Raw genomic sequence first — 19,680 nt, 5'->3', positions numbered from 1 at the left:
CAATTTTATAAGTTTTAAATGATTCCTCAAAGTAGCTCAGTGCCAGTTGGATCTTGCTTGATTTTCCCTGCCTTCATCAGGCCACCCAGAGCTTTTTTGAACTGTCCCTTAGAAATACCAAAAGTGGCTTTGATATCTTCTGGTGAGGATTTGTCATTCAAAGTCATAAAGCCGCCGTTGCTTTCCAGGTAGGTCAGAATCATCTGGGCATCATTTTCCAGCATCTCAAAAGAGCGAGGTTTAAGAGAAAGATTAAGAGTACGGTCTACTTCACGGAAACCAATGACCCGCGCATCTAAGACCTGCCCCAAACGTGGCTCTGTATAACGCTCACTTGGATGGATAAAACCCAGCATATTATTCTCCGGAAGGTAAACAAAGGTACCTGAAAGCTTCAGGCGATAGACAATAGCTGGCCAATTTTGATTTTGCATATTGTTATAGGCCGGACGAGCCAAACGTTGGAAGTCTTCCTGATAGGCCAGATTAGCCCAGATTCGGTCTTTCTTGTCTACACTCAGGCGTACATAGAGCTTATCACCCTTTTTGGGCCAAAGCTCCTTCAACTCAGGTAAAATATCCAGTGATACAACAATTTCCTTATCAGGAAGTCCAGTATCGACAAAGACACCCAAGTCCTTACGCACTTCAGTCACTGTTCCCCAGCCAAAGCTTTCTTGGGTTGCTGTTACATCTAGAGTTGTCAGGCGTAATTTTTGCTTCATATCAGTGTAGGCAAATCCCTTAACGGACTCGCCCAGCTGATGCTCGCCTTCTTCCTTAGCTAGGGCGTAGGTCTGGCCATCCTTCTGGACAAAGTAAAAACGATCGTTTTCATCTGTAACCAAACCCACAATAAAATTAGCAAGATTTGTATTCATTGATTCCTTCTTCTACCTTGCTTTTTTTGAAGGGCAAGGATGTTTATGTTAAAACAACTCAGTCAGCAGTGCCAACTGAGTGTTCATTTTGATAAAATTTTAAACTTCTAATAGTTCTTTTTCTTTGTGCGCAGTCATTTCATCAATATGCTTGACGGCGTCATCTGTTACTTTTTGAATATCTTTTTCTAAAGTCTTCAATTCGTCTTCAGTGATTTCTTTTGCTTTTTCTTGCTTCTTAGCTTCATCCATAGCATCACGACGGATATTTCGAATCGCAATCTTAGCGTTTTCGCCAATTTTTTTCACTTCTTTAGCCAGGTCGCGACGAGTTTCCTCTGTCAAAGCAGGAATAACCAAACGGATAACAGAGCCATCGCTAGCTGGTGTAATACCAAGATCAGACGCATTAATAGCACGTTCGATATCTTTAAGAGAAGATTTATCAAAAGGTGTCACCAAAAGAACACGAGCTTCAGGAATAGTAATTGAAGCAATTTGGTTGAGCGGAGTCTCTACACCATAGTATTCAACACTGATACGGTCTAACAAACTTGCGTTTGCACGACCCGCACGGACAGCTCCAAATTCACGCGCCAAACTTTGATGCGAATGACTCATTCTTTCTTTTGCTTTTTCTACAATTGCATTTGCCATAAGTTTTTCATCTCCAATTTCTTATAAATTATTTGATACTGTTGTCCCGATTTGCTCTCCAAAGACAACACGTTTGATATTTCCGGCTTCATTCATGTTAAAGACAACCAAATCGATATCGTTGTCCATAGAAAGAGTAGAAGCTGTAGAATCCATGATTCGCAATCCCTTGCTGATGACATCGCGGTGGGTCAATTCGTCAAACTTAACAGCAGTCTTATCTTTCTTAGGATCCGCATTGTAGACCCCATCAACACCATTCTTAGCCATCAAAATTGCATCTGCTTCAATTTCTGCAGCACGAAGGGCGGCTGTTGTATCGGTTGAAAAGTAGGGTGACCCAATACCAGCTCCAAAAATAACAATACGTCCCTTTTGTAAATGACGGAGTGCACGACCTCGAATGTACGGCTCTGCAACTTGTTGCATAGCAATTGCAGTCTGAACGCGAGTATCAACCCCAACTCTCTGTAGAGAATCAGCCATGACCAAAGCATTCATAACAGTCCCCAACATACCAGTATAGTCAGCTTGTACACGATCCATTCCAGCTTCGGCAGCTGGTTCTCCACGCCAGAGATTGCCACCACCGATAACAAGAGCAATTTCAATTCCTAAATCGTGAACTTCCTTGATCTCTTCAGCCATTTTTTGAACGGTCTGAATATTGATACCAACACCTTTGTCACCAGCAAGAGCTTCGCCGGACAACTTGATTAGAATACGTTTATACTTGGGTTCTACCATTTTTACACTCCTTATTTTATCTGTACTATTTTACCACATTTTATGATTTTTATATAGTTAAATCTTTTAAAATTTTCTTTTTTGATAAATCGGCATCCCGCTCAATCAGTAGCAAAGAAAAAGTAGCCTTATCAAGGGATAAGACTAGCTTCATTCAAGAGATAAACAAATATATTGGATGATTTTTTTCTTAAGAAGGATATCGGCGAATTGCTTCTACCATTTCTTGGTACTTGTCAGTGGCAAAAATTCTTTCCGTAATTCCTTCTGTCTGAGTAGTCTCAAAAGCAAAAATCGGCTTTCCTTGCTTTTCGATCATCTCTAAAAAATCTAGAAACTTGTGGTCATGATTAATGTCTAGATAAAAATCGCAAGCCACAGCTAACTGCTTCAACGGAATCGGTAGAACCAAACGATGCAGGCGAACATTCTCGTAAGACAAAAGACTGATCAATCGATCTGACATATCTGAGTAAGCAGCGATATGGAAAAGACAATCTGGTAAAGCTTGAATCAATTCTTTGATGCACTCCAAAGAGTCACTGTTGGTCAAGGTCAATAATTCTTTCTTGTAGACTTGGATCTGGTCTTGACCTTGATTTTCTACACCTTTCAGTGCCTTGCTCGCAATGATCGCTGTCCAATCAAGGTCATTATAAAACCACCAAACTTCCCTCAGTCTCATATTTGTTAGAAGATTCCATGGTTTTAGAGCGGAAATATAGTGAACAATAGCTGGCAGAGGAGACAGAGGGATGTCGAAGACAAAATCATGACCATACTGAGCAGCTCCCATATCAAAACCGATTTGGAAATTATAGCTATCCTCTAGCTCTAAGTACTGTCCCACAAAGAGCATATTTAAAATACTCTGATCTCCTTCTAAGACCCTTTCAATTTCCCTGTCAGTCAACTCAACTAATTGCTGAGAAATATTTTCCCTCCGCCAACGTTCGTTATTTATAAGCATGACTCCAGAATTAAATCCAATCCCCAAACCAAAGGTAGCTCTTACTGCTGCAATATAGTAATCTTCCAGATCCAAATCAAATAAGTGATCCAAGTTCTGAGTGACAACCAAGTCGCAATCAAGGTAAAGAGCTCGATCAGCCTTCACATATTCTGGAATAAAATAGCGAGCATAGGCCATGTAGTTAATATGAGAGTAGGTTGATTCTTCCCACTTCATCCTTAAATCATCTCGTAAAAGCTTGATATCAAGCAGATCATTTCCTGTCCCTTTTACTTTTTTTCGAGTATTGATGAACCATTCTTGTGGTATATCTTGGTTAAAAACATAGATCAGCAGACCTTCATGATAGCAACATAAAGACTTGATAGTTGTCTCAATTTGACGAATATAACCATAATCTCCTGCTAAAACAATACTTTTCATCTGATTCATCTTTCCTCTATTTGCTAGTCTTATTATAGTATCTTCATTATAGCGAATTCGCTTGTTTAATTCAAACAATCCATAAGTAAACAGAGCTTTCATCAGTTTTTGCTTTGATTGCAATAAGATACCTTAACATCTTTTCTACTCATCCAAATTTAAGTATAAAATATTCACTACTCTGCTGCTCATCTTGATTATGAGCTATCTGACTCTATTAAAATCAGCCCTATCATCAGATAGGACCGATTTATATATATTACTTAATTTATTTCTCAGCGATTTCTTGTCGACGGGCTTGTCTTTTCTCACGCTTAGCTAGTAAAGGCAAAATAATTCCCAAACTAATCAAAACAAGAGGAGTTAAAATATTGGTTAAGAGAGAGAATTTCCAACCAGCTGGATCTTGAACATAATCCACTTTTGGAACCATCCCCAGAATACAAGCGAAAGCTGTAAAGAGGAAGCACCAAGCTCCAATAACAAAGCCAACTTTAGGATTTTTTGTTAATTTATACTCCGCATTTTTGTACTTCTTCCAAGCCTTGTTTAACAACATATAGGCAAGGAAAACCCAGAGATAACGCATCGGCATAACGATAGAGTTAAGATTGGTCATCCATTTAACCAAACCATCAATTTCTTTTATTCCAAAGACTGGCAGGATAATCAAGAGACTCACCAAAATCCCTGTTAAGATATAACCATTAATCAACACACCCTTTGAAGTGCGCTTACGCAACCAGCTTGGAACAAATTCAGCATCAGCATTATTAAGTAAAATCTGCAGAGGTGCATCTATAGAGAATGCCAGGGCAGCAATTTGTCCGACCATATTTGTCAAGGCGTAAATTACAACCAAAAGGTTACCTACACCCCAATAATTTCCAAGTTTTTGAAAGGCTTGGTAGGCACCATTACGCATCAAATCATCTGGAATATTACTTCCATCAAATAGCATTCCCATAGCTAGAGACCCCAAAATAGCAGAAGCTCCAACCATAACAGCCATGACAATCATTCCCTTTGGAAATTCCCTGGCAGGATTGCGGGTTTGGTTAACGTAAGGAGAAATTTTCTCAGCTCCACCGACCGCAAAGACCAAAAGAGAAATTGTTGTAAAATATGAAAAGTCAAAATTAGGAATATAGGTACTAAGCTTATCCATATTAGCCGTTGCAAATTGCATATCAGGCTTGATAAAAGGCGCACCTACAGCTAAAAGAACAAAAAGGATAGACATGATGAGCATAGCACTTCCGGCTAGCCCCCCAATTACCTTGAGGGTAGAAAGTCCCTTAGTAGACAAGTAGAGAAAGGCTCCGAAAATTAGCAAACTCAAAATCACGATCCAATGAATGTCGAGATTACTTAAAAAATCACCATTCCCTTGAAGAGCCCAACCAAGCGGAATCAAAACTCCCTGAGGTTTTTGCGCCAAGTAGGGAATATGCACTACCCAATAAGTCCAGGCAGCAAAATAAGCCAAGCGCTTGGTAGAAGTCTTCTCAACCCAGTCACTGACACCTCCCCCACTTTCCTTAAATGTAGAACCCAGTTGTCCTACAATTAGAGCATAAGGAATGAAGTATAGAGCTAGGATAAGAATCCAGGAAACAATAACAGAGATTCCCTGCTGAGAATAGTTATTGACGACATTTCCAAGCCCCCAAACCATATTAAAGGCAATCAGGGACACCATCAGCCAAGTAAGCTGATTCTGATCTTTTTTCATCGCATCGTCTCCTTTTTATATAAATAAATTGTTTCACCATATTATATCATGTTTATCTGGACTTGTAACTAGGCTTATTGGGAGAACAGCCAGTTTTAGCATGATATTTCTTAGCCTCTCTTATACATTTAGTCTGCTAACATTGTTAAAATTTGAATAAACTTTCATGCACCAAGTAAAATATTTTGATTTTTCTCTAGAAAAAAACTCTGGTAAAACCAGAGTTTTTTATTATTTTTAAAGTGAGTTTACGTCAACCTTGATACCAGGTCCTTGAGTAGTTGTGATTGTCAAGCTAGTTACGTAAGTTCCTTTAGCTGTAGCAGGTTTTGATTTTTGGATAACTTCGTTGAAAGCTTTGAAGTTCTCAGCCAATTTGTCAGCGTCAAATGAAACTTTACCGATGATAGCTTGTACGATACCTGCACGGTCCGCACGGTAAGTGATTTTACCACCTTTAGACTCTTCAACTGCTTTAGCAACATCCATAGTTACAGTACCAGTTTTAGGGTTTGGCATCAAGTTACGTGGTCCAAGGACACGTCCAAGACGTCCAACAAGAGCCATCATGTCAGGTGTAGCGATAACTACATCGAAGTCCAACCAACCGTCGTTGATTTTAGCAACGAGGTCATCTTCACCAACGAAGTCTGCACCAGCAGCTTTTGCTTCTTCTGCTTTAGCACCACGTGCGAAAACAAGAACGCGAGCTGTCTTACCAGTACCGTTTGGCAATACCATTGCACCACGGATTTGTTGGTCAGCTTTTTTAACGTCGATGTTCAAATTGTATGCAACTTCTACAGTTGCGTCAAATTTTGCAAAGTTAGTTTCTTTTGCAAGAGCTACAGCTTCTTCTACGCTGTATGCTTTTGTGCTGTCGATTTTTTCAAGAGCAGCACGAAGTTGTTTGCTTTTTTTAGCCATTTTATCTTTCTCCTTGTAATGTGGTCATATCGATTTTCATCTCCCACGTCACTCGTCTCATGATCAAGTGTATTGCGGGCAAATAGGATTGTTACAATTAGTCAGTAACAGTGAATCCCATAGAACGAGCAGTACCTTCGATCATACGCATTGCAGACTCAATGTTTGCTGCGTTCAAATCTGGCATCTTAGTTTCAGCAATTTGTTGTACTTGTGCACGAGTAACAGTTGCAACTTTCGTTTTGTTAGGTGTACCTGAACCTTTTTCAACACCTGCAGCTTTTTTCAAAAGAACAGCAGCTGGTGGAGTTTTAGTAACGAAAGTAAATGATTTGTCTTCGTATACTGAGATAACAACTGGAATGATCATACCAGCTTGATCAGCTGTACGAGCGTTGAACTCTTTAGTGAATCCCATGATGTTGATACCGGCTTGACCAAGCGCAGGACCAACTGGTGGAGCTGGAGTAGCTTTACCAGCAGGGATTTGCAATTTTACAAGTTTTTCGACTTTTTTAGCCATTTTAAATCCTCCTTTGTGGTTAGGCGGTAGAATTTACTCAATAAAACTTGAGCATTACCTCCCACAAGCATGCTTATCGCATACCTTTCTATTATACACTAAAGAATTGAAAATGCAAGGATAATTCTCTTCTTTTTTGACTTTTTTTGTGATAAAATAAAGCTATGATGTTATTAAGAATTGCTTCCGTTTTATTTATTTTTTTAACTATTGCTTTATCTATCATTTTAATAAAATTTTTACGTTTAAAACGCTTTGGTCTTAACTTTGCAGATCTAGCCTTCCCAATGTTCTTTTTGGAATTCTATATTATTTCTGACCGAGCATACTACCATAGTATGTTGCCACAGCTGGTACTGGCTTTATCTGCCTTGGCAATCGGAATTACGATCTATTTTCTCAAGAAAAAGCAGACTTTCTACTATCCAAAATTTTTAAAATTTTTTTGGCGGGCTGGCTTTATGTTGACTTTCTTTTTATACCTGGCAATGGTCATTGGCCTCTTTTTAGCAAAATAAAATGAAGTTGGAAAATTCCAACTTCATTTTATTTACGTTTTTTGTACAGAGCTACTACCTTGTTAGTTAGAAATTGAAAGAACCATATCAGTCTTTCCAAAAGTAATGAAAGCAAGACAGTCATTAGAATTGCTTCGATTGAAAGGCCACTCAAATTAAAGATGCGAGGTAAGAGCAAAGCAGCAAGAATCATCCCTGTAATATTCAGGAGCATAATGCCAATCTTAATGCGATTAAGAGGTCGAATAAGCTTATACATTATGATAAAGCCTACCACTGCAAGAAGAATAATCGAACTTGTACTGATTTCCTTTGGAGAAAGTCCAAGCCAATGACCACAATATACTGCCACTAAAACCGCTAGATAATCTACAATGGCAGCAGGCAAGGCATTTTTCAAAACCGTCTCTAAAAAGCGTCCTCTAATCCGTGCCTTATTGGGCTCTAAAGCCAGCAAGAATCCGGGTATCCCAATTGTAAAACCACTGATCAAGGACATCTGCGAAGCTTGCAAAGGATATGTGAAGGCAAATATGGTCGAAGTCAGGGCTAGTAAGATAGAAAATATATTTTTAACTAGAAAAAGACTGGCTGATCGCTGGATATTATTAACTACACGCCGTCCTTCTGCAACGATGTGGGGCATATGTGAGAAATCTGAGTCCAGCAAAACTACTTGCGCTATCTGCTTGGTTGCGTCATTTCCAGATTCCATCGCAATGCTACAATCTGCCTTTTTCATAGCAAGAATGTCATTGACACCATCGCCTGTCATGGCAACATTATGGCCATGACCTTGTAATGCCTGAATCAATTTTTGCTTCTGCTCTGGACTGACTCTACCAAATACTGTATACGTTTCTGCAGCTTGAATAATCTTTTCATCCGAATCCAAGCTTCTAGCATCGACATAGTTTTCTGCATGAGGAATCTTTGCCTTCTTAGCAACTGCGGCGACAGTAATAGGATTATCTCCTGAGATAACCTTAACTGTCACACCTTGTCTTTCAAAATACGAAAAAGTTTCAGCAGCATTCTCTCGAACAGGATTTTCCAAAATGATAAACAGAAGCGGACTAACAGGGGCCTCTAAGCTAGCTTCCAAGTTTGAGCCCTCATAGAGACCAAAAACTAGCACTCGACTCCCTTCTTCTGCTGCATCTTGAAAATAAGATTGATAATGTTCCAAATCTTGTCGAAGGACATACTCTGGAGCTCCTAAAACAAAGGTCCCTTGGTCAAAAGATACTGCTGCATATTTATTTTTAGAGCTAAACGGGTACTGCCGTTTAATGGACCAGGCTTGTCCACTTTTTTCAATCCCAGGATAAGCTCGCAAGGTCTCAATTGTATCATTGGCGTCCTGGCTAGCCTCAAGATATTGACTCAGTGCTTCTAATGCCAACTCTTTCTGATCTGCTACTGGAAGCAACTGACTAACAGCCATTTCATTTTCTGTAATAGTCCCTGTCTTATCTACACAAAGGACATCAACACGCGACAGAGTCTCAATACCCTTCATACTGTTTAGAAGGACCTGCTGTTTGGCTAGGCGAACAGCCCCCAAAACTAGGGCAAGCGTCATCAGGAGGTAGAGTCCCTCCGGAATCATTCCCACAATAGCTCCGACAGTTGAAGTCACACTGACTTGCAAAGTTTCTTGATTACTGATGAAACTGCGGAAGAAAAGCAGAAGCCCTAAAGGAATAATCAATATCCCAATGATCTGTACTAGGCGATTGACAGCATGAACCATCTTGGATTCTTCTACACCGCTTATTTCTTTGGCTTCTTTAGCTAGCTGGTTAATATAAGCCTGGTCTCCTACTTTGTCCAGACGAGCATAGGCTTGGCCAGCAACCACGAAGCTACCAGATAGGACCTCATCTCCCGAATTTTTTTCAATCTCATCAGCTTCACCAGTCAGCTGGGATTCATTTACTTTCAAGCTTCCTAAGAGAATCTGTCCATCGGCATAAATCTGATTCCCAGCAGAAAATTTAACCACATCATCCTGAACAAGTTCTTCGACAGAGAGCACCTGCTCTTCTCCATCTCGAATCACATTGGCTGAGAAAGTGTGTAAGAGTTTCATTTGGTTGAGAACTTTTCTAGCCCTCAATTCCTGAAAAATCCCAATCAAGGAATTAATGACAACGATGGGAACAAAGAGGAGATTATTCCATGAATGAACTAGGACCAAGAGAATGGCCAGTACAAGAAAAATAAAATTAAAATAGGTAAAAATATTGGACCGAACAATCTGCCAGGTCGTTCTTTCTGTAGAGATGGTAACCTGATTAGTCAGACCTTTTTGGCGACGTTCTTCAACTTGTGCTTGACTAAGTCCTTGAAATTGATTCTGATGCATAGAGTTTTCCTTATTGATTTTGCTTTACTTATTGTAGCAAAAACAGGGCAACATTTCTTCAGACTTTAGGCTGAAGTATGGATATTTAAAATTGCCCTTGTAAAATAGAATTACATTTTCATTCGTGAATTTCCAGAGGTAGGCCATCCGGATCAAAGAAGAAAGCCATCTTACGACCGTCGAAGTCGTCATAGCGCAACTCTGTATGAGGAATCTCCAAACGGTCAAATTCCGCTAAGTATTCTTCGACATTTGTCACTCGGAAGGCCAGGTGTCGCAGACCTGTATGCTCAGGATGCGGCAAGGCTGGCCGCTTGGGTGCTTCTTTCTTGATGAAAATCTCTAGAGTTAGATTTCCCTTGCGGACATTAAAGAGAATATCCTGCTTATCTGGCCGGTGGTGCTCATCCAGCTGCTCAAAGCCCAGCTTGTCTACATAAAACTCTCTGGTCTTGGCATAATCATGACCGATAATAGCTATGTGGTGAATAGTGTCCAGTTTCATACCTTCTTTCCTTTCCGTTGAGTGAGTAGAGAAAATCTGCCGGCTGGTTGCTGGCAGATTTATTTTTATAGAATGATTTTCTTGCTAACAGACTAGTGAAATTAGAATCAATTCGTCTGCAAAACCTTTCTCGGCTTGGTTCCTTCGGCTGGTCCGATAACGCCTGCCGCTTCCAACTCTTCCATGAGACGTGTAGCTCGGTTAAAGCCGACCGAGAGGCGCCGCTGGATCATAGAAGCACTGGCTTTTTGAGTCTCGATAACAAGGGCCTTAGCTTCTTCAAAGAGCGGATCTCCTCCATCATCGCTACTACCAGACTCCATATCGCTTTCAGATACTTCGCCCGGATCAAAGCTATCGTCGTAGTCCGCTTCAGCTTGGTTCTTGACAAAGGCTACGATTCGCTCCACATCTTCATCTGAAATAAAGGAGCCCTGCAGACGAACCGGATGGTTTTCATCAATGGGCTTAAAGAGCATATCCCCTCGACCCAAGAGCTTTTCTGCTCCATTTTCATCCAGAATGGTCCGGCTGTCTGTCCCGCTGGACACAGCAAAGGCAATCCGAGAGGGCACATTGGCCTTAATCAGACCGGAGATAACATCTACTGATGGTCGCTGGGTAGCCAGAATCATGTGAATCCCAGCCGCACGCGCTTTTTGTCCCAGACGAATAATGGCGTCTTCCACTTCCTTGCTGGCCACCATCATAAGGTCAGCCAGCTCGTCCACGATGACGACGATTAAAGGCAGGGGAACCTGCTTGTACTCAGATTGGGCATTATACTCGGCTACCTTAGCATTGTAGCCAGCAATATTACGGGCACCGACCTTGGAAAAGAGTTCATAGCGGTTTTCCATCTCGTCTACGACCTTCTGGAGGGCACGGCTAGCCTTGCGTGGATTGGTCACGACTGGGATAAGCAAGTGGGGAATGTCATTATAAACAGACAGCTCCACCATCTTAGGATCTACCATCATAAACTTGACTTCATCAGGTCTGGCCTTCATGAGAATACTAGCGATAATACCATTGACAGCCACAGATTTACCGGATCCAGTAGAACCCGCTACTAAGAGGTGAGGCATCTTAGCCAAGTCAAAGGAGCGAACAGAGCCGTTGACAGCTTTACCAAGTGGGATTTCCAGGAGCTTACTCGCATCCGTCTTCGACTGTTCCCAGAGTTCTCGGAAAGTCACGGTTGCAATTTCAGAGTTGGGCACTTCAATCCCGACAAGTGATTTTCCAGGAATTGGTGCCTCAATCCGTACATCCTTAGCAGCCAAAGCTAGAGCTAAGTCATCTGCCAGATTGGAAATCCGATTGACCCTGACACCGACAGCTGGCTTAACCTCGTACTTGGTGACAGAAGGGCCGATTTCAGCCCGCTCAACAGTGGCCTTGATGCCAAAACTCGCAAAAGTTTCTTCCAAGATCTTGATGTTTTCACGAACAATCCGCTTCTCTTTAGACTGATTTTTTGGTTTATCAGGCGCAAAGAGGTTGATGGTCGGTAGCTTATAATCCAAACTTTCTTTGGCTGTGAAGTCTACCTCAACATCTGTGTCAGAGTCTGCTTCTTCTGACTCCTGCTGAATTTTGAAATCTTGAGCATCTTCAAGTTCAAATTCTCCCAAATCTTCATATTCCTCTGTTTCAATGGCAACAGGAGTTCTTGCCTGATTTTCATCATCCAAAATTTCTCCTGTTTCCAAATCGACTTCAGGTCCTTCTTGCTCCACTTCAATCGCCTGCATTGCCTCTAAAGCAGCCTGTTCTTCTTTTTCAATAAAACGCTGTTGTCGCTTTTCTTCACGTTTTTCACTAAGACGGTGGAATGTTTCAACCAACTTTTCAGAAATATCGTAAATGGTCCAAGGACTGATTAGTAGAGCACCTACTAAAATAAAGAGAATACCAATAAAGTAAGAACCAAAATTTGAAAAGAGAAAAGAGATGGGTAAGTGCAAGAGTGATCCTAATAAACCACCACCAGCAAATGAACTAACTTTAAATGCAGTTAAATCAGAAAAAATTCTGGCTAAAGTGCTGGACAAGACTTGACCTTTGAGTGATAAGACATCTACAAAGTAAGCTTGATAGATTAAAAGTAAACCAACAAAAATGCTAATAAAACCTGAAATCAGACCTTCGCGCTTGCTTAACCATTTGAAAAAGAAAAGATAAATCAAAGTCGCTACAATTGCTAAGTATGCCAAGCTACCAACCACTAATCGAATCAGATTGTAAATAGTCACCCCAAAAACACCTAGTTTTAAGGCAGCAAAAAGAAGAATGAAGGCCAAGCCAAAACTCAGTAACATCCTTTTAATAGCTCTTTGTCTTTCTAATTCTGCTTTTGTTGGCCGACGTGTTGTTCGGCCTTTTTTCGTATTTTTACTATTTGCCATAACCTTTATTATACCACAATAACTATAGACAAGAAACGATAAATTTTACGCTTTGACACACTTAATCTTCACCTTTAATAATTCTTACGAAAAGAAAAAAACCAGCTTAGCTGGCTTGGGATTTTAAAAGATCAAGTCTTCTTTTAGTCTTGGGTTGCTCCCTCTTCTGGCATAACGAACCAGCAAACTGCATAAGCAAGAACCCCTGTTCCAAGAGCAAACACTGAAATAATCCACAGTACGCGAACAAGTGTAGGATCTACGTTGAAATATTTAGCTAAACCAGCACAAACACCAGCAATTTTTTGATTCTTAGTATCTCGTGTAAGTCTTTTCTCCATGGAAAGTGCTCCTATTAATTTTTATTTTTTTCATTTTACCATAATCTTCTTGTATGCACAACCTTTCAGGTAAAGATAAGAACTAGCATCTCATCGCCTTACATTAGATTCTAATTAGACTCTTGTCGCTTTCATCAAAATTCTCACCTTGTCCTTCCCTAGATAGCGTCAGAAAGATTTTAGGAATAAAACAAAAATTATGACCAACTAAATAAAGGCCCTAGTGATTAGCTAGATTTCACAATCGCAACTTTTTTCGTTAATACGTTTCTAATCTAGTATTCTAAACATTATTTTGTTAAACTTGATGAATAGAAAAATTAAGGAGTTGCTTATGAGAGCTGGCGTTCTTATCTATCATCCCAAACTAAATAGCATTCTGACCATTTATCGATATAAAAATGGACAACACTACTACGTCCTTTCAGGTGGGCAAATTGAGAAGAGTGAGAGTCCAATCGAAGCTGCTATAAGAGAAATCAAAGAAGAAGTCCAGCTTATTTTTAAGTCAGAAGACCTAAAACCTGCCTTCACTTATGACTCTGACGATAATCAACACATTTATTTCTGGACAATCTATACGGGCTTAGAAAACTTAACGATAGGTGGTGAGGAAAAGGAACGCAGTCATTCTCAAAACCTATATGAAGCTAGGTGGATCAACCTTTCTGACTTCCCTCATCTTCCTTTCAGACCAAAAGCTTTGCAAGTAAGGATCCTTTCTTTTTTAACAAGATTTGAAAATCGTTGATCTTTATAGTAAAATGTGAGTAGTTTCTATTTCAGAAAGGATCATGATGAAAAAAATAATTATTTTGGGTCTATCAGCTAGCCTTTTGTTAGCAGGCTGTACTAGTATCCAACGTGTCTTGCGGGGTGATGAATATGTAGACTCTAGCCTAGCAGCTAGTGCAAGCAGTGCTGAAGCCAGCAAAAAAGAAGCTGAAATCAAGGAAGCATTGACAAATAAAAATGCCAACTTCCCTCAACTATCAACCAAAGTTGCTAAAGATGAAGCGAAAGTTAAAATCGTAACGACAGCTGGTGATATTACTCTCAAACTCTTTCCCAAATATGCACCTCTAGCTGTTGAAAATTTTCTAACTCATGCCAAAGAAGGCTATTATGATGGAGTTATCTTCCATCGCGTCATCAAGGGCTTCATGATTCAAAGTGGTGACCCTAAAGGAAACGGTACAGGTGGAGAGTCAATATGGCATGGAAAGAATCAAAAAATTGACTCAGGAAAAGGCTTTAAGAATGAAACTTCTGCCTACCTATACAACCTCCGCGGGGCTCTATCTATGGCCAATGCAGCATCTGATAATACTAACGGCAGTCAATTCTTTATCAACCAAAACCAGACAGACAGCTCAAGCAAATTATCTGAAAGCAAATATCCAGCTCAGATTATTAAGGCATACAAGAAAGGTGGAAATCCTTCTTTAGATGGTGATTATACAGTCTTCGGCCAAGTCATAGACGGCATGGATATTGTTGATAAGATTGCCGAAAGCGAAACTGATGAAAACAATAAACCTAAAAACGAGATCAAGATTCAAAAGATCGAAGTGATCAAGGATTACAACTTTAAAAAATAATCCTTTAGTTTAACTAAGAAAGGAATAAATTCATATGATTATTTGGGGTTACAAAGGCTATAAAAAAGAACTAGGACACACTCAGTCTGCTATCCAATGTGGAAACTGTCAACAAACTGCTCCTTGGGATCTTATTGAAACAGGTCGGAAATTTTCCCTCTACTGGATTCCTCTCATCCCTTATGGTAGAAAATATTATGTACTCTGCCCTGTCTGCGAATATGGCAAAGAGATTGAAAAACAAGATATTAATGAATATTTAAATTATTAAGTTCAAAAAGAGGTTGGTCAGTATATGACCAGCCTCTTTCTCTTTTATCTAAAAAACAAAATACTTTTTCTACAGAAAAAAATCTTTATGTCAATTGATTGAAGTCCCAAATCTGATCCATCCAACCTTCGTAGAAATCAGGCTCATGGCAGACCATGAGGATGCTACCCTTGTATTCTTTCAGAGCTCGCTTGAGCTCTTCCTTAGCATCAACATCCAGGTGATTGGTCGGCTCGTCCAGCACCAGAACATTATTTTCTCGGTTCATGAGAAGACAAAGGCGGACTTTGGCCTGCTCTCCACCTGAGAGAACTTGGATCTGGCTCTCAATATGTTTAGAAGTCAAACCACATCTAGCCAGAGCTGCTCGAACTTCTGCCTGATTAAGAGCTGGGAAGGCATTCCAGACTGCTTCGAGCGGTGTTTGACGATTGCCACTTTCAACTTCCTGCTCGAAATAACCCAGTTCCAGATAGTCCCCACGCTCAACTTGACCTGAGATAGGCGGGATAATCCCCAGCAGGCTCTTGAGCAGGGTCGTTTTCCCAATTCCATTTGCCCCGATAATCGCTACCTTCTGATTGCGTTCAAAAGTCAGGTTGAGGGGCTGGGTCAGCGGTCGGTCGTAACCAATCTGCAAATCCTTGGCTTGGAAGATAAAGCGGCCAGGTGTACGTGCAGACTTGAAGTCAAAGGATGGCTTAGGCTTCTCACTCTGAAGCTCAATAATGTCCATCTTATCCAGTTTTTTCTGGCGGGACATAGCCATATTACGAGTCGCCACTCGGGCTTTGTTGCGAGCCACAAAGTCCTTAAGGTCCGCAATTTCCTTCTGCTGGCGCTCGTAGGCTGCCTCCAGCTGAGATTTTTTCATCTCATAGACCTCTAGGAACTGGTAATAATCACCAGAATAACGGGTCAGTTGCTGATTTTCTACATGATAGACGATATTGATCACGTCATTCAAGAAGGGGATATCATGCGAGATCAGAACAAAGGCATTTTCATAGTTCTGTAGGTAGCGCTTGAGCCAGTCAATGTGTTCGGCATCCAGATAGTTGGTTGGCTCGTCCAAAAGCAGGATATCCGGTTTTTCAAGAAGCAGTTTAGCCAAGAGAACCTTGGTCCGTTGCCCACCAGATAACTCCGTCACATCACTCTCCATACCATAGTCCATAACACCTAGTGCCCGCGCAACTTCGTCAATCTTAGCATCTAGGGTATAGAAATCTCGACTCTCCAAGCGGTCCTGCAGCTCACCCACTTCTTCCATGAGTGCATCCACATCCGCTCCATCCTCAGCCATGCTCATATAGATGTCGTTGATGCGGCTTTCTGTCTTGAAAAGCTCGTCAAAGGCCGTGCGCAAAACATCACGGACAGACTGACCTTGCTCCAGCACAGCATGCTGGTCCAGATAGCCAGCCGTCACATACTTGGACCACTCAACCTTGCCTTCGTCCGGAAGCATTTTACCCGTCACAATGCTCATAAAGGTTGACTTCCCCTCACCATTGGCACCGACCAGACCGATGTGCTCACCCTTAAGGAGGCGGAAGGATACATCCTCAAAAATAGCCCGGTCACCAAAACCGTGGCTAAGATTTTTTACTTCTAAAATACTCATCTTTTTCTCCTCTATCATTGATTGCAGTCCTTTGATTATAACATCAAAAGGGATTTTTTGGCAAGAATAGAAAAAGACCGACTAGCTCGATCTTACTCTAAATTAACTCTTTTAAAAACTGAATCAAGGTTTCTGCCGAGCGTTTACCAGCTTCAAGAATAAATTCATCAAAAGTGACATTTGCATCATGACTAGCTGTGTCGCTCATTGCCCGAATAACCATAAAAGGCAGGCCAATCGAATGTGTGGCTTGAGCAATAGCTGCACCTTCCATCTCGACAGCCAAGACATCTGGAAAATGTTCCTTGATACGATCAATCTTTTCTTGACCAGCAACAAAGCTATCGCCTGTCGCAATCAAACCTACCCTTGCCTTTTGATGGGTCTTGTCTAAAATTTTCTTCATTTCAGAGACCAGATAGCGACTAGCCTCAAAATAGAGTGGCTGGCGAGCCATCTGACCATAGTCATAGCCGAAGGCTGTCACGTCCACATCATGGTAGACCAGACGATCTGCGACCACCACATCACCGATAGCCAGACCTTCAGCCACCGCTCCAGCTGAGCCTGTATTAATGACAGCAGTAACCTTGAAATCATTGACCAGAACAGCCACACTCATTGCAGACATGACCTTTCCAATTCCGCTCTCAACCAAGACTACTTCATGACGGCCGATAGAACCCGTATGATAGACATGTCCCAATCGAAGATGCTTTTCTGGATTTTCTAAATGCTCCAGCAATACTTTTAACTCTTCGGGCATAGCCGCGATAATTCCAATTTTCATTATTTCCAACCTTTTCTAAAAAAGCGAAAGCCTTAGGCTTATCGCTTATTTTTATAGCCAAATAATGGCTGCAATCAAAACCACCAACAGGAGAATAATCCACAACAAAATTTTATTGAGTTTAGCTTGAAAGACCCCTCGCTTCTGATTTTCAATGCGTCGGCTTTTCACAACTTCCCGATCAACTTCAATTTGCATGGTGTCCTGATTAAACTCTCCTTGCGGTGTAGCATAACCAAATCTTCCTTGATCAGTTCTAATTATCTTAGTTTCCTCATCATCCACGAGAGGAGGATCTGATATGACTTCACCACGGTTAGCCCGCTCGATGATTTCATCAGTTAATAAAGGTCTTCCCATAGGTTTTCCCCCTATCTTTGATTTTCCTGCATTTCCCAATATTGAAGAGCCATGATGGTCTTGGCATCGCAGATGTCACCGTTTTGCAGCAACTGATGTGCCTCCTCCAGACTGACTTCAAAAAGTTGCAAGGTTTCATCTTCGTCCTGAGGACGAGGATTTTCTACTTTTGTCAATTGGCTAGCTTTATATAGCTTAATCTTTTCATTGCAAAAACCAATAGCAGAATAAAAATCATAAACTAGCTCTAGCTGACCTGTGTAACCAGTTTCTTCTTCTAATTCTCGAAGGGCAGCTGCATGCGGATCAGCATTTTCTCCCACTTCTAGCTTACCAGCTGGAATTTCATAAGAAGTTGTCTCAATAGCCTTGCGGTACTGCTTAACGAGAATCATCTTATTTTCAGGAGTAATAGCAATCACAGCCACCGCTCCATTATGAAAAATCAAATCTCGTTGGGCCTGGCCTTTCCCTTCTGGCAGCTCTACCTGGTCCTGAACCACTTTAAAAATCGGTCCCTGATAAATCTCCGTCCGTTGGACGGTTTTTTCTTCAAATTCCATGATTAAACCTACTTATTTTGAGGGTGATGAGGAAGACGCTTAGCATAATCTTCCTTGTTAATCTGACGGCCACGTCCCAGAGCAATGGCATCTGCTGGCACATCCTTCGTGATGGTAGAACCTGCACCGACCAGTGAATTGTCACCTAGCTCAACTGGAGCAATAATGGTCGAGTTGGAACCGACAAAGACATTGTCGCCAATGATAGTCTTGTACTTCTTCTGACCATCATAATTAACCGTAATCGTACCCGCACCAAAGTTGACATTAGCACCGACTTCAGAATTTCCAATATAGGTCAAATGACCAGCCTTGGTATTTTCTCCAATTGACGATCCTTTAACTTCTACAAAGTTGCCAACATGGACATCCTTGGCCAGACTAGAACCTGGACGAATGTGAGCGTAAGGCCCGACCGTCACTCCATCTGCCACACTTGACTCCTCAATCATAGAGCTGGTAATAACGGTCCGTTCTCCAATAACAGAGTCCACGATATAGGTACCATTAGTCAGAATAGTCTCTGCCCCAATCTTGGTCTGACCTTTCAGGGTCACATTTGCTTCAACTTGAACCTCTGGCGCGATTTCCACATCCACATCGATATAGGTCGCATCTGGATTGACAAAGCTGACACCGTTGACCATATGCTGCTGGTTAATCCGACGGCGCATAACACTCTCAGCTGTAGCAAGGGCCACGCGGTCATTAACCCCTAGACTTTCATCAAAGTCTTTGAGCGTATAAGCACCGACTTTTTCACCATTTTCACGGAAAATACCAATCACATCTGTGATATAGTATTCGCCCTGAGCATTATTAGTATTGATATTTTTGAGGGCTTCAAAGAGACGGGCATTGTCAAAGACGTAAGTCCCAGTATTGATTTCCTTGATCTGCTGCTCAAAGTCAGAAGCGTCCTTCTGCTCAACAATTTTCAAGACTTCTCCGTGCTGGTTGCGAACGATACGGCCGTAGCCAAAAGGATTGTCTGCTTCTGCTGTCAAAATGGTCGCAACATTCTTGTGGTTGATATGGAAGTCAATCAGGTTTTTCAAGCTTTCTCCTGTAATCAGGGGAGTGTCGCCAGCAATGACTAGCGTCTGACCCGTCAGATTTTCCAAAACAGGCTCTGCCATCATAACGGCATGTCCCGTTCCCAGTTGCTCAGTCTGACGAACAAACTCAGTCTGACCTGCCAAGACTTGCTCCACCAGCTCGGCCTTGTGACCGATAACTGTCACGGTCTTTTCTGGATTAATGGCATTGACACTGCGGAAAACGTGCTCTAGCATAGAAATTCCTGCCACCTTGTGCAGTACCTTTGGTAAATCCGACTTCATGCGAGTACCTTTACCCGCAGCCAAAATAATCGCGTAATTTGTCATAAAACAACTCTTTTCTGTAAGATAGTACCATTATTATACCACTAAAAGAAAATTTTTAAAAATACTAT

At 41.3% G+C, this 19,680-nt stretch carries 20 protein-coding genes; 4 read left to right on the top strand and 16 right to left on the bottom strand.

What is annotated here, in order from left to right:
- Window positions 1-26: 26 nt before the first annotated feature.
- The 7 genes from cvfB to rplK all read right to left on the bottom strand — a co-directional run bounded on the left by cvfB (window position 27) and on the right by rplK (window position 6,866).
- Window positions 27-881 carry an RNA-binding virulence regulatory protein CvfB gene (cvfB, locus tag PCY09_RS00175; RefSeq protein WP_125397079.1) on the bottom strand — a complete coding sequence of 285 codons (855 nt, stop codon included), beginning with the start codon at window positions 879-881 and terminating at the stop codon, window positions 27-29.
- A 99-nt stretch (window positions 882-980) separates the two neighbouring features.
- A complete protein-coding gene (gene frr / locus PCY09_RS00170) occupies window positions 981-1,538 on the bottom strand; it encodes a ribosome recycling factor (RefSeq protein WP_008809390.1) in 558 nt (185 codons plus the stop codon).
- A gap of 21 nt (window positions 1,539-1,559) precedes the next feature.
- On the bottom strand, window positions 1,560-2,285 hold the full coding sequence (pyrH, locus tag PCY09_RS00165) for a UMP kinase (protein WP_008809391.1): 726 nt from the start codon (window positions 2,283-2,285) through the stop codon (window positions 1,560-1,562).
- Window positions 2,286-2,475: 190 nt separating this feature from the next.
- Window positions 2,476-3,690: a glycosyltransferase family 8 protein gene (locus PCY09_RS00160; RefSeq protein WP_061596661.1), complete on the bottom strand. Its 1,215-nt coding sequence runs from the start codon at window positions 3,688-3,690 to the stop codon at window positions 2,476-2,478.
- 259 nt (window positions 3,691-3,949) lie between these two features.
- On the bottom strand, window positions 3,950-5,416 hold the full coding sequence (locus PCY09_RS00155) for an APC family permease (RefSeq protein ID WP_125397078.1): 1,467 nt from the start codon (window positions 5,414-5,416) through the stop codon (window positions 3,950-3,952).
- Between the two features lie 237 nt (window positions 5,417-5,653).
- Window positions 5,654-6,343 (bottom strand): 50S ribosomal protein L1, encoded by a 690-nt coding sequence (gene rplA, locus PCY09_RS00150; RefSeq protein WP_061583006.1) that lies wholly within the window; start codon window positions 6,341-6,343, stop codon window positions 5,654-5,656.
- A 97-nt stretch (window positions 6,344-6,440) separates the two neighbouring features.
- Complete coding sequence (gene rplK, locus PCY09_RS00145) at window positions 6,441-6,866, bottom strand: 50S ribosomal protein L11 (RefSeq protein WP_008809395.1); 426 nt, start codon at window positions 6,864-6,866, stop codon at window positions 6,441-6,443.
- Window positions 6,867-7,030: 164 nt separating this feature from the next.
- Here rplK and PCY09_RS00140 point away from each other — a divergent pair, with 164 nt between their 5' ends.
- Window positions 7,031-7,384 (top strand): DUF3397 domain-containing protein, encoded by a 354-nt coding sequence (locus PCY09_RS00140; RefSeq protein ID WP_125397077.1) that lies wholly within the window; start codon window positions 7,031-7,033, stop codon window positions 7,382-7,384.
- A 28-nt stretch (window positions 7,385-7,412) separates the two neighbouring features.
- Here PCY09_RS00140 and PCY09_RS00135 read toward each other — a convergent pair whose 3' ends face one another.
- The 4 genes from PCY09_RS00135 to PCY09_RS00120 form a co-directional block, all read right to left on the bottom strand.
- Window positions 7,413-9,755 (bottom strand): HAD-IC family P-type ATPase, encoded by a 2,343-nt coding sequence (locus PCY09_RS00135; protein ID WP_125397076.1) that lies wholly within the window; start codon window positions 9,753-9,755, stop codon window positions 7,413-7,415.
- A 118-nt stretch (window positions 9,756-9,873) separates the two neighbouring features.
- Complete coding sequence (locus PCY09_RS00130) at window positions 9,874-10,260, bottom strand: VOC family protein (protein WP_045773210.1); 387 nt, start codon at window positions 10,258-10,260, stop codon at window positions 9,874-9,876.
- A 107-nt stretch (window positions 10,261-10,367) separates the two neighbouring features.
- A complete protein-coding gene (locus PCY09_RS00125; RefSeq protein WP_125397075.1) occupies window positions 10,368-12,671 on the bottom strand; it encodes a DNA translocase FtsK in 2,304 nt (767 codons plus the stop codon).
- Between the two features lie 143 nt (window positions 12,672-12,814).
- Window positions 12,815-13,012, bottom strand: coding sequence for a PspC domain-containing protein (locus tag PCY09_RS00120; RefSeq protein ID WP_008809400.1), 198 nt, complete (start codon window positions 13,010-13,012; stop codon window positions 12,815-12,817).
- A gap of 334 nt (window positions 13,013-13,346) precedes the next feature.
- On the opposite strand from PCY09_RS00120, the gene PCY09_RS00115 reads away from it, so the two are divergent.
- Genes PCY09_RS00115 through PCY09_RS00105 form a run of 3 tightly spaced genes read left to right on the top strand, consistent with a single transcriptional unit; the run spans window position 13,347 to window position 14,884 of the window.
- Window positions 13,347-13,763, top strand: coding sequence for an NUDIX domain-containing protein (locus PCY09_RS00115; protein WP_125397074.1), 417 nt, complete (start codon window positions 13,347-13,349; stop codon window positions 13,761-13,763).
- 46 nt (window positions 13,764-13,809) lie between these two features.
- On the top strand, window positions 13,810-14,613 hold the full coding sequence (locus PCY09_RS00110; protein WP_125397153.1) for a peptidylprolyl isomerase: 804 nt from the start codon (window positions 13,810-13,812) through the stop codon (window positions 14,611-14,613).
- Window positions 14,614-14,647: 34 nt separating this feature from the next.
- On the top strand, window positions 14,648-14,884 hold the full coding sequence (locus PCY09_RS00105; protein ID WP_008809403.1) for a zinc-ribbon domain-containing protein: 237 nt from the start codon (window positions 14,648-14,650) through the stop codon (window positions 14,882-14,884).
- Window positions 14,885-14,969: 85 nt separating this feature from the next.
- Here the strand turns inward: PCY09_RS00105 and PCY09_RS00100 are convergent, their stop codons facing one another.
- The 5 genes from PCY09_RS00100 to glmU all read right to left on the bottom strand — a co-directional run bounded on the left by PCY09_RS00100 (window position 14,970) and on the right by glmU (window position 19,612).
- Window positions 14,970-16,511 (bottom strand): ABC-F family ATP-binding cassette domain-containing protein, encoded by a 1,542-nt coding sequence (locus PCY09_RS00100; RefSeq protein ID WP_125397073.1) that lies wholly within the window; start codon window positions 16,509-16,511, stop codon window positions 14,970-14,972.
- A gap of 97 nt (window positions 16,512-16,608) precedes the next feature.
- On the bottom strand, window positions 16,609-17,301 hold the full coding sequence (locus tag PCY09_RS00095; RefSeq protein ID WP_082307516.1) for a 5'-methylthioadenosine/adenosylhomocysteine nucleosidase: 693 nt from the start codon (window positions 17,299-17,301) through the stop codon (window positions 16,609-16,611).
- Between the two features lie 51 nt (window positions 17,302-17,352).
- Window positions 17,353-17,661: a cell wall synthase accessory phosphoprotein MacP gene (macP, locus tag PCY09_RS00090; protein ID WP_020992595.1), complete on the bottom strand. Its 309-nt coding sequence runs from the start codon at window positions 17,659-17,661 to the stop codon at window positions 17,353-17,355.
- Window positions 17,662-17,672: 11 nt separating this feature from the next.
- Complete coding sequence (locus tag PCY09_RS00085) at window positions 17,673-18,224, bottom strand: NUDIX hydrolase (protein ID WP_061602025.1); 552 nt, start codon at window positions 18,222-18,224, stop codon at window positions 17,673-17,675.
- Between the two features lie 8 nt (window positions 18,225-18,232).
- Window positions 18,233-19,612, bottom strand: coding sequence for a bifunctional UDP-N-acetylglucosamine diphosphorylase/glucosamine-1-phosphate N-acetyltransferase GlmU (glmU, locus tag PCY09_RS00080; RefSeq protein ID WP_061599364.1), 1,380 nt, complete (start codon window positions 19,610-19,612; stop codon window positions 18,233-18,235).
- Between the last annotated feature and the right edge of the window lie 68 nt (window positions 19,613-19,680).

Source organism: Streptococcus sp. SG2 (genome assembly GCF_030439925.1).
Classification (GTDB): Bacteria; Bacillota; Bacilli; order Lactobacillales; family Streptococcaceae; genus Streptococcus; species Streptococcus gordonii.
Note: the sequence above shows the minus strand (reverse complement) of the source record. Positions and strands in the feature narration are given on the sequence as shown.

What these genes read in the sequence shown, in the direction of transcription:
- PCY09_RS00125 (WP_125397075.1), bottom strand. Translation starts at nt 12,671, where the DNA reads ATGGCAAATAGTAAAAATACGAAAAAAGGCCGAACAACACGTCGGCCA.
- PCY09_RS00140 (WP_125397077.1), top strand. Translation starts at nt 7,031, where the DNA reads ATGATGTTATTAAGAATTGCTTCCGTTTTATTTATTTTTTTAACTATT.
- PCY09_RS00135 (WP_125397076.1), bottom strand. Translation starts at nt 9,755, where the DNA reads ATGCATCAGAATCAATTTCAAGGACTTAGTCAAGCACAAGTTGAAGAA.
- PCY09_RS00100 (WP_125397073.1), bottom strand. Translation starts at nt 16,511, where the DNA reads ATGAGTATTTTAGAAGTAAAAAATCTTAGCCACGGTTTTGGTGACCGG.
- PCY09_RS00160 (WP_061596661.1), bottom strand. Translation starts at nt 3,690, where the DNA reads ATGAATCAGATGAAAAGTATTGTTTTAGCAGGAGATTATGGTTATATT.
- rplA (WP_061583006.1), bottom strand. Translation starts at nt 6,343, where the DNA reads ATGGCTAAAAAAAGCAAACAACTTCGTGCTGCTCTTGAAAAAATCGAC.
- macP (WP_020992595.1), bottom strand. Translation starts at nt 17,661, where the DNA reads ATGGGAAGACCTTTATTAACTGATGAAATCATCGAGCGGGCTAACCGT.
- PCY09_RS00155 (WP_125397078.1), bottom strand. Translation starts at nt 5,416, where the DNA reads ATGAAAAAAGATCAGAATCAGCTTACTTGGCTGATGGTGTCCCTGATT.
- PCY09_RS00105 (WP_008809403.1), top strand. Translation starts at nt 14,648, where the DNA reads ATGATTATTTGGGGTTACAAAGGCTATAAAAAAGAACTAGGACACACT.
- glmU (WP_061599364.1), bottom strand. Translation starts at nt 19,612, where the DNA reads ATGACAAATTACGCGATTATTTTGGCTGCGGGTAAAGGTACTCGCATG.
- PCY09_RS00085 (WP_061602025.1), bottom strand. Translation starts at nt 18,224, where the DNA reads ATGGAATTTGAAGAAAAAACCGTCCAACGGACGGAGATTTATCAGGGA.
- pyrH (WP_008809391.1), bottom strand. Translation starts at nt 2,285, where the DNA reads ATGGTAGAACCCAAGTATAAACGTATTCTAATCAAGTTGTCCGGCGAA.
- PCY09_RS00095 (WP_082307516.1), bottom strand. Translation starts at nt 17,301, where the DNA reads ATGAAAATTGGAATTATCGCGGCTATGCCCGAAGAGTTAAAAGTATTG.
- cvfB (WP_125397079.1), bottom strand. Translation starts at nt 881, where the DNA reads ATGAATACAAATCTTGCTAATTTTATTGTGGGTTTGGTTACAGATGAA.
- PCY09_RS00120 (WP_008809400.1), bottom strand. Translation starts at nt 13,012, where the DNA reads ATGGAGAAAAGACTTACACGAGATACTAAGAATCAAAAAATTGCTGGT.
- rplK (WP_008809395.1), bottom strand. Translation starts at nt 6,866, where the DNA reads ATGGCTAAAAAAGTCGAAAAACTTGTAAAATTGCAAATCCCTGCTGGT.
- PCY09_RS00110 (WP_125397153.1), top strand. Translation starts at nt 13,810, where the DNA reads ATGAAAAAAATAATTATTTTGGGTCTATCAGCTAGCCTTTTGTTAGCA.
- PCY09_RS00115 (WP_125397074.1), top strand. Translation starts at nt 13,347, where the DNA reads ATGAGAGCTGGCGTTCTTATCTATCATCCCAAACTAAATAGCATTCTG.
- PCY09_RS00130 (WP_045773210.1), bottom strand. Translation starts at nt 10,260, where the DNA reads ATGAAACTGGACACTATTCACCACATAGCTATTATCGGTCATGATTAT.
- frr (WP_008809390.1), bottom strand. Translation starts at nt 1,538, where the DNA reads ATGGCAAATGCAATTGTAGAAAAAGCAAAAGAAAGAATGAGTCATTCG.